The 11,327-nt window shown below is 69.5% G+C and carries 11 protein-coding genes; all 11 read left to right on the top strand.

Annotated features, from left to right (window positions below; all coding sequences use genetic code 11):
• Positions 1-10 precede the first annotated feature (10 nt).
• The 11 genes from J5X86_RS24630 (at position 11) to ccrA (ending at position 11,316) form a co-directional block, all read left to right on the top strand.
• The gene (locus J5X86_RS24630; protein ID WP_208518917.1) at positions 11-796 is read left to right on the top strand and encodes a thioesterase II family protein; all 786 of its coding nucleotides are present in this window, start codon (positions 11-13) and stop codon (positions 794-796) included.
• A 35-nt stretch (positions 797-831) separates the two neighbouring features.
• Positions 832-2,064, top strand: coding sequence for an activator-dependent family glycosyltransferase (locus J5X86_RS24625; protein ID WP_208518916.1), 1,233 nt, complete (start codon positions 832-834; stop codon positions 2,062-2,064).
• A complete protein-coding gene (locus J5X86_RS24620) occupies positions 2,061-2,657 on the top strand; it encodes a dTDP-4-dehydrorhamnose 3,5-epimerase family protein (RefSeq protein ID WP_208518915.1) in 597 nt (198 codons plus the stop codon). The genes J5X86_RS24625 and J5X86_RS24620 overlap by 4 nt, the downstream gene beginning before the upstream one ends.
• Positions 2,658-2,820: 163 nt before the next feature.
• Positions 2,821-3,729: an ABC transporter ATP-binding protein gene (locus tag J5X86_RS24615; protein ID WP_014056963.1), complete on the top strand. Its 909-nt coding sequence runs from the start codon at positions 2,821-2,823 to the stop codon at positions 3,727-3,729.
• A 21-nt stretch (positions 3,730-3,750) separates the two neighbouring features.
• The gene (locus J5X86_RS24610; RefSeq protein ID WP_208518914.1) at positions 3,751-4,488 is read left to right on the top strand and encodes an ABC transporter permease; all 738 of its coding nucleotides are present in this window, start codon (positions 3,751-3,753) and stop codon (positions 4,486-4,488) included.
• Position 4,489: 1 nt separating this feature from the next.
• On the top strand, positions 4,490-5,752 hold the full coding sequence (locus J5X86_RS52510; protein WP_208518913.1) for a sensor histidine kinase: 1,263 nt from the start codon (positions 4,490-4,492) through the stop codon (positions 5,750-5,752).
• Positions 5,749-6,447 (top strand): response regulator transcription factor, encoded by a 699-nt coding sequence (locus tag J5X86_RS24600; protein ID WP_243981258.1) that lies wholly within the window; start codon positions 5,749-5,751, stop codon positions 6,445-6,447. Before J5X86_RS52510 ends, J5X86_RS24600 begins: the two co-directional genes overlap by 4 nt.
• Positions 6,448-6,539: 92 nt before the next feature.
• Positions 6,540-7,505, top strand: a complete 966-nt coding sequence (locus J5X86_RS24595) for an NAD(P)-dependent oxidoreductase (protein WP_243981256.1) — start codon at positions 6,540-6,542, stop codon at positions 7,503-7,505.
• The gene (locus J5X86_RS24590) at positions 7,505-8,491 is read left to right on the top strand and encodes an aldo/keto reductase (RefSeq protein ID WP_208518912.1); all 987 of its coding nucleotides are present in this window, start codon (positions 7,505-7,507) and stop codon (positions 8,489-8,491) included. Before J5X86_RS24595 ends, J5X86_RS24590 begins: the two co-directional genes overlap by 1 nt.
• Positions 8,485-9,861, top strand: a complete 1,377-nt coding sequence (locus J5X86_RS24585; protein ID WP_208518911.1) for an NDP-hexose 2,3-dehydratase family protein — start codon at positions 8,485-8,487, stop codon at positions 9,859-9,861. The genes J5X86_RS24590 and J5X86_RS24585 overlap by 7 nt, the downstream gene beginning before the upstream one ends.
• Positions 9,862-9,975: 114 nt before the next feature.
• Complete coding sequence (gene ccrA, locus J5X86_RS24580) at positions 9,976-11,316, top strand: crotonyl-CoA carboxylase/reductase (protein ID WP_208518910.1); 1,341 nt, start codon at positions 9,976-9,978, stop codon at positions 11,314-11,316.
• Positions 11,317-11,327: the final 11 nt, after the last annotated feature.

Below are 11,327 nucleotides of genomic sequence, written 5' to 3'. Positions count from 1 at the left end.
AACGACGACCATGGCGTTGCCCGTCACCGATGAGAGCCTGTGGTTCCGCAGGTTCCATCCGCGTCCGGAGGCCGAGGTCAGCCTGGTCTGCCTGCCGCACGCCGGAGGAGCCGCCAGCTTCTACTTCCCCATCTCCGAGCTGCTGCCGCCGACCGTGGAGGCGCTGGCCGTCCAGTACCCGGGACGGCAGGACCGCCGCCATGACGCGCCCATCGAGAACATCCATGAGATGGCGGGCGAGATCTTCCAGGCGCTGACGCCACTGACCGCACACCGGCCGATCGCGCTGTTCGGCCACAGCATGGGCGCGAGCGTCGGGTTCGAGCTGGCCCGGCTGCTCGAAGGGGAGCTGGGAACCGTCCCCGTGGCGCTCTTCGCCTCGGGCCGGCCCGCGCCCTCACACCACCGGAGCCTGGACATCCACCGGCGCGACGACGCCGGGCTCATCGCCGAGCTCCAGCTGGTCAGCGGGACCGACTCGCGCATCCTCGGCGACGCCGAACTGCTGCGGCTGACCCTGCCGGCCATCCGCAGCGACTACAAGGCGGCAGAGACTTATGAGTACCGGCCCGGCGCCAGGCTGCGCTGCGACATCGTGGGGCTCGTCGGCGACAGCGACATCCGCGTCAGGGCCCCGGAGATGGCGGGCTGGCGGGAGCACACCTCGGGCTCCTTCCGGCTGGAGGTCTTCTCCGGCGGCCACTTCTACCTGGGTGAACAGAAGGCAGCGGTGGCCGGAGTCATCACGGACACCCTGCGGGCGGCCACCGCCCGCCCCCGACGACCTATCGACTGAGAGAGAAACCGACGATGCGTATCCTTTTCGCGACGGTGTCCGAGAAATCGCACCTGTTCACCATGGTCCCGCTCGCCTGGTCGCTGGCCGCGGCCGGCCACGAGGTGCATGTCGCCAGCAACCCCGCGCTGACCGAGCACATCAAGAGCACCGGTCTGACGGCCGTCTCCGTCGGCACCGACCACAATCTCCACGAGATGCTGACGCAGAACCGCGACTCGCTGGAGAACCCGCTGTCCGACTGGTCCACTCCGGACCTCGATCAGCACTCCTGGGAACAGGTGCTGATGAAGTTCAAGGTCAGCGTGATGTTCGCGTACCAGACCTACAACGACTGCATGGTGCACGAGCTGGTGGCCTACGCCCGCGACTGGCAGCCCGATCTGGTCATCTGGGACCCGGTCACCTACGCGGGCCCGGTGGCCGCCCGGGTCGTGGGCGCCGCCCACGCCCGGCTGCTGTGGTGTATCGACATCTACTCCAAGATGCGCGAGGTGTTCCTGACCCGCCTCGCGGAGCAGCCCGAGGAGCGCCGCGAGGATCCGCTGGCCGACTGGCTCGGCGGCATTCTCGCCCGCTACGACCGCACCTTCGACGAGGAGGTCGTGGTCGGCCAGTGGACCATCGACCAGATCCCCACCAGCCTCCAGCTTCCGCTCTCGGTCCACCGGGTCCCGGTCCGCTATCTGCCCTACAACGGCCCCTGTGAGATCCCGGACTGGCTGCGCGAGGTCCCCGAGCGGCCGCGGGTCGTGCTGACCTCCGGCGTCTCCGCACGGGCGGCCCTGGGCGGCACCTTCATGCCGGTCACCGACATCATCGACACCCTCGGGACCATGGACATCGACGTGGTGGCCGCGCTGCCGCCCGAGGAGGTCGAGGCCCTGGAGAAGATCCCCGCCAACACCCACATCGTCGACTTCGTCCCGCTGCACGCCCTGCTGCCCGGCGCCGCGGTCCTCATCCACCACGGCGGCTTCGGCTCCTGGGGCACCGCACTGGTCAACGGCGTACCGCAGTTCATCCCCACCATCCGCTACGGCGACTGGTGGAACAAGGCCACCAGTCTGCACGAGGCCGGTGCCGGACTGGCCGTGCACGCCTCCGAGCTGACCGCAGAGGTGCTGCGGGAGAGCGTCGAACGGCTGCTGGGGGACGCCACGTACCAGGAGACCGCCGGGCGGCTGCGCGAGGAGAACCTGCACACCCCCACCCCGCACGATGTGGTGCCGGTGCTGGAGAAGCTCACCATGGAGCACGGCCGATGAAGGTACGTGAGCTGGCGGTCTCCGGCGCCTACGAGTTCAGCCCGGACGTCCACCGCGACGAGCGTGGCGCGTTCGTCGCCCACTACACCGAAGCGGCCTTCGCCGCGGCCGTCGGCCATCCGCTGCGCCTGGGCCAGAACCACCACAGTGTCTCCCGGCGCGGCACGGTCCGCGGAGTGCACTACGCGGACGTACCCCCGGGCCAGGCCAAGATGGTGACCTGCACCAGCGGCGAACTCCTCGATGTGGTGGTGGACTTGCGGGTGGGCTCGCCCACCTTCGGCCACTGGGACAGTGTGCGCCTGGACCCCGTCTCGTACCGGGCGGTGTATCTGGAGGAGGGCCTCGGCCACGCCTTCATCGCGCTGCGGGACGACACCGTGGCGGCCTATCTGAACTCGGCGGAGTACAACCCGGGCGCCGAGCACGAGATCGACCCCTTCGACCCGGCGCTCGGCCTGCCCTGGCCCACGGACCTGGAGTATCTGGTCTCCCAGCGCGACCGGAACGCCCCCGGCCTGGCCGAGGCCGAGCGGGCGGGCCTGCTGCCGTCCTACGAGGTCTGCCGGGCGCTGCACCCCCGGCGTGACTGACCCGGCCGTGGCGTACCCCCATCCACCGATCGGTTGATGCGGCCGGTCAGCCGGTGGGTGGAGGGAGGATCAGCCCGGTGGGCAGCCGATGGGCCGATCCGCGGGGGATACCCGCTTCCTACGGTGGAAGAGTGAAGGAACCGAGCGAGGAGGACCCGGGCCGATGCCGCTGATCGAGGTCAGTAACCTGCGGAAGGAATACCGCAATCACGTCGCGGTACAGGATGTGTCCTTCTCTGTGGAGGAGGGTGAGATCTTCGGCATCCTGGGCCCCAACGGCGCGGGCAAGACCACCGCCGTGGAGTGCATCGAGGGGATGCGCAAACGGGACGGTGGCGAGATCTCCGTGATGGGCCTGGACCCGCTGAAGGACCTCGCCGAGCTGCGCGAGTCCATCGGGATCCAGCTCCAGCAGAGCGAACTGCCCCCCAAGATGAAGGTGTGGGAGGCGCTCGAGCTCTACAGCACCTTCTACCGCGACCCCGTCGACTGGCGCGAGCTCATCAAGGACTGGGGCCTCTCGGGCAAGGCCGACACGCCCTACGGATCGCTGTCCGGTGGACAGCAGCAGCGGCTGTCCATCGCGCTCGCCCTCGTCGGCAACCCCAGGATCGCCGTCTTCGACGAGCTGACCACCGCACTCGACCCGCACGCCCGGCGCGAGACCTGGAAGCTGATCGAGAAGGTCAGGGAACAGGACGTGACCGTGCTGCTGGTCACCCACTTCATGGAGGAGGCCGAGCGGCTCTGCGACCGGATCGCCATCATCGAATCCGGCCGGGTCGTGGCCCTGGACACCCCCTCCGGACTGGTGTCCCGGGTCGATGAGCAGCAGATCATCCGGTTCAAGCCGTCCGTGCCGATGGACGACGAACTGCTGACCTCGCTGCCCGAGGTGAGCAGTGTGACCCGGTCCAAGTCGCAGGTGACGGTGGTCGGCAAGGGCAATGTCGTCTACGCGGTGATCTCCGTCCTGGCCCGCAATCAGATCGTGGCGAACGAACTCCGCCTGGAGCAGGCGAGTCTCGATGACGCCTTCGTCGCCCTGACCGGCTCCAAGCCCGCCAACTGAACCGCCGAGGAGATCTCTGCCATGTCCGGGCGCACCAAGCTCACCTACGTCGAGAGCAAGCTGTTCCTGCGCGATCCCACCGCGGTGTTCTTCGTCATCGCGCTGCCCATCATGCTGCTGGCCATCTTCCACTTCGTCACCACCAAGTCCAACGACGACGCCGCCACCAAGGAGTCGATGGCCGCGTTCGTCCCCGCGATGGCCATGTCGCTGTGTCTGACGATGCTGGCCCTCAACCTGCTGCCCACGACGCTGGCGACCTACCGGGAGAAGGGCATTCTGCGGCGCCTGGCCGCGAGCCCCGTCCACCCGGGGAACCTGCTGATCGCCCAGCTCTTCATCAACCTGGTCACGGCGGCGGTCTCCGCGGTGCTGGTGCTCATCGTCGGCAAGGCCGCCTTCGACACCAAGCTGCCCGGTGACGTCCCGGCCTTCCTGGTGAGCTTCGCCCTGGGCACCTGGGCGCTGTTCTCCATCGGCCTGGTCATCGCGGCCATCGCGCCGAGCAGCAAGTCGGCTACCGCGATGGGCCTTTCCCTGCTCTTCCCCAGCCTCTTCTTCGGCGGGGCGTTCCTCCCCAAGGAGGATCTGCCCGAGACCGTGTCCACCATCGGCGACTACACCCCGCTGGGCGCCGCGCTGCAGGCGCTGCGCGACTCCTGGGAGAACCAGTGGCCGCAGGCGCTGCATCTGACCGTCCTCGGGGTGATCGCGGTGGCCGCCACCGCGGCCGCGGCCAAGCTGTTCCGCTGGGAGTGAGGTGAGCGCGTCCAAGGACGACGGCGGACGGTGGGAGCGGCACTCCGACATCCTGTTCGGAGGGCTGCCCTACCTTCTGCTGTTTCTGTCCACGGCCCTGAGCGTGGTCCACGGCCCGCCGTCGGCCCGGGAGCTGCTCACCACGCTCGGCCTGGCGGCCCTGGCCGCCCTCTGGATCCTGGGCACCTACAGCCTGCCGACGGGCCGCCGCAGCAGACAGCCGTACGGCATGGCGCGGACGGCCGTCTACTTCACCGGGCTGCTCGCCCTCTCCGCCGCGCTGATGGCGCGGGACCAGGTGTTCATGGTCTTCGCCGCCACCGGGTTCCTGCAGGCGCTGGTGCTGCTGCCGACGGTCTGGGCGCTGGTGTCCGTGGCGGCCACCTCGTTCGTCGTCAACACCGTGCCGGGCGGCTTCCCGCGCCCCACGACCGGCGCGGTGGTCGGCTATATTGCCGCCATCGCCTTCCAGACCGTGGTGATCGGCTGGATCAATCTGCTGTCGAGCCGGCTGAACGAACAGCATCAGCGGCGCAAACGGACCGTGGCCGAACTCCGGTCGGCGCTCAACGAGAACGCCGGGCTCCATGCCCAGCTCATCACCCAGGCGCGTGAGGCCGGAGTGCTGGACGAGCGCCAGCGGATGGCGGGGGAGATCCATGACACCCTCGCCCAGGGGCTGGCCGGCATCATCCGGCAGCTGGAAGCCGCCGAACACGCCGAAGGCGACCGCGAGGTGTGGCGCCGCCATCTCGGCGCGGCCAAGGACCTGGCCCGGGACAGCCTGGCCGAGGCGCGCCGGTCGGTCCAGGCGCTCCGCCCCGAGCAACTGGAGTCCCGGACGCTGCCCGACGCCCTGGAGTGCCTGGTCGAGGGCTGGTCACGGGGGCGGGAGGCGAAGGTCGCGTTCGCGACGACCGGGACCGCCACCCCCGTCCACGCCGAACTGGAGGCCACGCTCTACCGGGTGGCGCAGGAGGCCCTCGCCAACATCGCCAAGCACGCCGAGGCGTCGAAGGTGGGCATCACGCTGTCGTACATGGAGGACGTGGTCGTCCTCGATGTGCTCGACGACGGCGTCGGATTCGACCCCGCGGCCGCGGAGGCCGCGGCCGGCACCTCCGGTGACCACGGGCTGGGGCTTGTGGCGATGCGGCGCCGACTGGGCCGGGTCGCCGGTACGTTGGACATCGAAAGCGCCCGTGGCGAGGGCACCGCCATCAGCGCGGCCGTCCCCGTCATCCCTCAGGAAGCCGGTGCATGAGCGGAATCACCCCCAGCGGCCACACCCACGGCGGTAACCCCCACGACGGCGGCGCCCACCGCGCCACCGCCGCGCCCATCCGCATCCTCATCGTGGACGACCACCCCGTGGTCCGCGACGGGCTGCGCGGGGTGCTGGAGCGGGACCCCGACTTCACGGTGATCGGCGAGGCCGGTGACGGTGCCGAGGCCGTCGAACTGTACGAGCGGCGGCGGGCCGATGTGGTCCTGATGGATCTGCGCATGCCCCGGATGGGCGGGGTCGAGGCCATCAAACGGCTGCTGCGCGGCGACCCGGAGGCCCGGATCCTGGTGCTGACCACCTATGACACCGACAGCGACGTCATGGGCGCCCTGGCCGCCGGGGCGACCGGCTATCTCCTCAAGGACACCCCGCGCGAGGAGCTGACCCGCGCCGTGCGGTCCGCCTCCTCGGGCCAGTCCGTCCTCTCGCCCGCGGTCACCGGACGGGTTATCGGCCAGGTCCGCAAACCCACTCAGGGACCGCTGAGCGACCGTGAACTCCAAGTGCTCAGGCTTATCGCGGACGGGGCCACGAATCGACAGGCCGCGGCAGCGTTGTTCATCAGCCAGGCGACGGTGAAGACACATCTGTTGCATGTTTACGAGAAACTCGGGGTGAAGGATCGCGCGGCAGCCGTCAGCGAGGCCCATAAACGACATCTATTCCAATGACATCGCAGGTCGGCGCGGTGATAGGGGTGGCTGATAGGGGTGGATGAGGGTAGGGGTTGTTCCGCTCGAAGCGGCGCCAATACGGTGGCGATATGGGCCACATGCGAGATCGGCAGGCCGTTGTGATCGGCGGCACCGGATTCATCGGGCGACATATCTGCAGGGCTCTCACCAAACGCGGATATGAAGTCCTGGCAATAGCGAGAAAACCCGCTGAACCCATTCCCGGAGTCGCATTTCTGCCCCTTGACGCGGTATCCGCGCCGAGCGATGACATCGCCCGGGCCGCGAAGTCCGCCGATCTCGTCGTCAACGCCGCGGGCGACAGCTGGGAAGGCGACGAGGCGAGCATGACGGCCTCGCACATCCCGCTCGTCGACCGGCTGGTGGATGCCGTGGCGACCCTCCCCAGGCGGCCGCGGCTGATCCATCTGGGCTCGGTGCACGAGTACGGCCCCGTCCCCGACGGCACGGCCATCACCGAGGACCACCCCACCGCCCCGCACACCCCCTACGCCCGCACCAAGCTCGTCGGCAGCCGGATCGTCCTGGGCGCGGCGGACGCGGGCCGCATCGACGGCTGTGTCCTGCGCGTCACCAACGTCTGCGGACCGGGCACTCCCCGGGGCAGCTTCCTCGGCGGACTCGCCCACCGGCTGCGCCGGACCACAAAGGACGCTCCGCTCTCCCTCACCCTCGTCGACGACCAGCGCGACTTCATCGACGTCCGCGACGTCGCCGAGGCCGTGGCGCTGGCCGCGAGCAGCCCGGTGACCGGCCGGGCGATCAACATCGGGCAGGGCGACGCCTCCAGCATGCGCGAACTGGCCTGGCTGCTGATTTCCGCCTCCCAGGTCCCCGCGGATCTGGTACGCGAGGAGAGCGGCGCCGTGCACAGCAAGGGCGGCGGCTGGACCCAGGCCGACATCCGCCTCGCCCGGCGGCTCATGGGCTGGTCCCCGAAGGTGGCCCTGAAGGAATCCCTCCACGACCTGTGGGCCGCCTCCGCCACCTCGAGCCGACCGGCTGCCGAGGCGGCCCGTACCGAAGGACACTGATGGAGTACACCTATCTCGGACGTACCGGCCTCAAGGTGAGCCGGGTGTGCCTGGGCACCTTGAACCTCGGGGTCAGGGCGAGCGACGAGGAGAGCCACGCGATCCTGGACACCGCACTGGACCGCGGGGTCAACTTCGTCGACACCGCCAACCAGTACGGCTGGCAGAAGCACAAGGGCTACACCGAGGAGTTCCTCGGCGGCTGGTTCGCCCAGGGAGGCGGCCGGCGCGAGAAGGTCGTGCTGGGCACCAAGGTGTTCAACCCGATGAGCGACTGGCCCAATGACTCGGGGCTGTCCGCCCGGCACATCATCGCCTCCTGCGAGGACTCGCTGCGCCGGCTGGGCACCGACTGGATCGACCTGTTCCAGATGCACCACATCGACCGCCACGCCCCCTGGGAGGAGGTGTGGCAGGCGATGGAGACGCTGACCCGGCAGGGCAAGGTGCGCTACGTCGGCTCGTCCAACTTCGCCGGCTGGCATATCGCCGAGGCCCAGGAGACCGCCGCCCGCCGCCACTTCCTCGGCATCGTCTCCGAGCAGAGCGTCTACAACCTCGTCACCCGCCATATCGAACTGGAGCTGATCCCCGCCGCCCAGCGGTACGGGGTCGGGGTGCTCGCCTGGTCCCCGCTGCACGGCGGACTGCTCAGCGGGGCGCTGCGCAAGCTGGCCGAGGGCACCGCGATGAAGACCGCCCAGGGCCGGGCGGCCCAGGCGCTGGAGGTCCACCGGGACGCCGTCGCCGCGTACGAGAAGCTGTGCGACGGCCTCGGCGCCGACCCGGCCGAGGTGGGCCTGGCCTGGGTGCTGGGCCGCCCCGGCATCACCGCGCCGGTCATCGGGCCGCGCAGCCTGCAGCAGCTCGAAGGGGCCTTCAAGGCCATGGAGCTGACGCTGTCCGACGAGGTGCTGACCGAACTGGACCGGCTGTTCCCGCCGATCGGCAACGGCGGCCCCGGACCGGAGGCGTGGGCGTGGTGAAAACGCTCCAGGAGCGGCTGGTCCGTTCGGCCACCACCGTCGACAGCTCGGTGACCCTGCTCGCCGACTTCCAGCGCTGGTTCCGGGAGCGCGTCGACGCCGACGAGTCCCGGGTCGAGATCATTCCGTTCGAGAAGATGCGTGGCTGGGCCTTCGCGCCGGACACCCACAACCTCGTCCATGAGACCGGCCGGTTCTTCAGCGTCGAGGGCATCCGGGTGCGGATGCCCGGGGCGCCGGTGGAGGAGTGGCGCCAGCCGATCCTCCACCAGCCGGAGATCGGCATCCTCGGCATCCTGGTCAAGGACTTCGACGGCGTACCGCACTTCCTGATGCAGGCCAAGATGGAGCCGGGCAACCACGGCGGGCTGCAGCTCTCACCCACCGTCCAGGCGACCCGCAGCAACTACACCCGGGTGCACAAGGGCCGGGCCGTGCCGTATGTGGAGTACTTCCAGCGGGCGGACCGGCACCGGGTGCTCGCCGACGTCCGCCAGTCGGAGCAGGGCAGCTGGTTCTTCCACAAGCGCAACCGCAACATGCTGGTCGAGGTCGCACCGGAGACGGACGTCGAGGTGCGCGACGGCTTCCGCTGGCTGACGCTGGGCCAGCTGCACCATCTGCTGGCCGTGGAGGACCTGGTGAACATGGACGCGCGCAGCGTCCTGGCCTGTCTGCCGCACTCCCCGCTGGACCCCGAGGAGACCTTCCCGGCCCTCAAGACCCACAGCCGCCACCGCGACGCCGACATCCTGAGCTGGATCACCGGGCTGCGCACCGAGCGCGAGGTGTTCACCGAGCGGATACCACTGCGGGAGACGGCCGGCTGGCACCGCAGCGCCCATCGGATCTCCCATGAGAGCGGGCGCTTCTTCAGCGTGATGGCCGTGGACGTGACCGCGGGCGGCCGTGAGGTGGGCGGCTGGACCCAGCCCATGATCGAGCCCCATGGCCCGGGCGTGGCGGCCTTTTTGCTGGCCTACGCCGACCAGGTGCCGCATGTGCTGGTGCAGGCCCGCGCCGAACCCGGCTACACGGATGTGGTGGAGCTGGCCCCCACCGTGCAGTGCACACCGCGCAACTACACCCATCTGCCCGAGGGGGCCACCCCGCCGTTCCTCCGGGAGGTGGTGGATGCGCCGGCCGACCGGGTGCGGTTCGACACCGTGCTCTCCGAGGAGGGCGGCCGTTTCTTCCACGCCTTCAACCGCTATCTCGTCGTGGAGACCGAGATGAGCGCCGTCCCCGAGGAGCCGCCGCACTACCGCTGGATGGCGGTGCGTCAGCTGCTCGACCTGATACGCCACAGCCATTACGTCAATGTCGAGGCCCGCACGCTCATCGCCTGTCTGCACTCCCTGGCGGTATAGGGGGGCGCCTAGGGGGGGCCGGACCTGGGCGGACGTAGGGGTTATTCGGATCGTGGCCGCTGCCATAGCCTCCGGGACACAGGGTGCCCGGGGCGGTACATCGGAGGACATGTCATGCAGGACATCATCAGCGCCATGCTGGCAGAGGATGCGGTGGCCGCGGATTTCGCCGCCTTGAAAGTGCCCGAGTCCTATCGGGGCGCGGTGATCCTCAAAGAGGAATCCGAGATGTTCGAGGGCATGGCCACCAAGGACAAGGACCCCCACAAGTCGCTCCACATCCGTGAGGTGCCCACGCCCGAACCGGGCCCGGGCGAGGCGGTGATCGCGGTCATGGCCAGCGCGATCAACTACAACACCGTGTGGAGCGCCATCTTCGAGCCGCTGCCGACCTTCGGCTTCCTGGAGCGGTACGCGCGGACCGACGACCCCGGAGCGGCCCGCCACGACCAGCCCTACCACGTGCTCGGCTCCGATCTGGCCGGTGTGGTGCTGCGCACCGGGCCGGGGGTGCGCCACTGGAAGCCCGGCGACCGGGTGGTGGCCCACTGCCTGTCCATCGAACTGCGCTCACCGGACGGCCACGACGACAGCATGCTCGACCCCGAGCAGCGCATCTGGGGCTTCGAGACCAACTTCGGCGGGCTCGCCGAGCTCTCGCTGGTCAAGGCCAACCAGTTGATGCCGATGCCCGCCCACCTCACCTGGGAGGAGGCCGCGTCCTCCGGCCTGGTCAACTCCACGGCGTACCGGCAGCTCGTCTCCCGCAACGGCGCCCAGATGAAACAGGGCGATGTGACCCTCATCTGGGGCGCGGCCGGTGGCCTCGGCTCGTACGCCACCCAACTGGCCGTCAACGGGGGGTCCATCCCGGTGTGCGTGGTCTCCGGGCAGCGCAAGGCCGAACTCGTCCGCTCCATGGGGGCCGAGCTGGTCATCGACCGGGCCGAGGAGGGCTATCGGTTCTGGAAGGACGCGGCCACGCCCGACCCCAAGGAGTGGAAGCGCTTCGGCGCCCGGATCCGCGAACTGACCGGCGGCGACGATCCGGACATCGTCCTGGAGCACCCCGGCCGGGAGACCTTCGGCGCCAGTGTGTATGTGGCGCGGCGCGGCGGAACGATCGTCACCTGCGCCTCGACGTCCGGCTACCGCCATGAGTACGACAACCGCTATCTGTGGATGGCGCTCAAGCGGATCATCGGCACCCACTTCGCCAACTACCGGGAGGCATGGGCGGCCAACCGGCTGATCGAGAAGGGGATGGTGCACCCCACGCTCTCCAAGGTCTATCCGCTCGCCGCGGTCGGCACGGCCACCCAGGACGTCCACCGCAACCGCCACTCCGGGAAGGTCGGCGTCCTGTGCCTGGCCCCGGAGGAGGGTCTGGGGGTGCGCGATCCGGAGCTGCGGGAGCGCCATCTGCCGTCCATCAACCGCTTCCGCCAGGACTGAACCGGTCCACG

The sequence above is a fragment of the Streptomyces sp. NEAU-YJ-81 genome (assembly GCF_017592595.1).
Lineage (GTDB): Bacteria > Actinomycetota > Actinomycetes > Streptomycetales > Streptomycetaceae > Streptomyces > Streptomyces hygroscopicus_B.
This window is presented reverse-complemented; position numbering and strand designations above follow the sequence as displayed.

What these genes read in the sequence shown, in the direction of transcription:
- J5X86_RS24615 (WP_014056963.1), top strand. Translation starts at nt 2,821, where the DNA reads ATGCCGCTGATCGAGGTCAGTAACCTGCGGAAGGAATACCGCAATCAC.
- J5X86_RS24620 (WP_208518915.1), top strand. Translation starts at nt 2,061, where the DNA reads ATGAAGGTACGTGAGCTGGCGGTCTCCGGCGCCTACGAGTTCAGCCCG.
- J5X86_RS24590 (WP_208518912.1), top strand. Translation starts at nt 7,505, where the DNA reads ATGGAGTACACCTATCTCGGACGTACCGGCCTCAAGGTGAGCCGGGTG.
- J5X86_RS24610 (WP_208518914.1), top strand. Translation starts at nt 3,751, where the DNA reads ATGTCCGGGCGCACCAAGCTCACCTACGTCGAGAGCAAGCTGTTCCTG.
- ccrA (WP_208518910.1), top strand. Translation starts at nt 9,976, where the DNA reads ATGCAGGACATCATCAGCGCCATGCTGGCAGAGGATGCGGTGGCCGCG.
- J5X86_RS24595 (WP_243981256.1), top strand. Translation starts at nt 6,540, where the DNA reads ATGGGCCACATGCGAGATCGGCAGGCCGTTGTGATCGGCGGCACCGGA.
- J5X86_RS24630 (WP_208518917.1), top strand. Translation starts at nt 11, where the DNA reads ATGGCGTTGCCCGTCACCGATGAGAGCCTGTGGTTCCGCAGGTTCCAT.
- J5X86_RS24600 (WP_243981258.1), top strand. Translation starts at nt 5,749, where the DNA reads ATGAGCGGAATCACCCCCAGCGGCCACACCCACGGCGGTAACCCCCAC.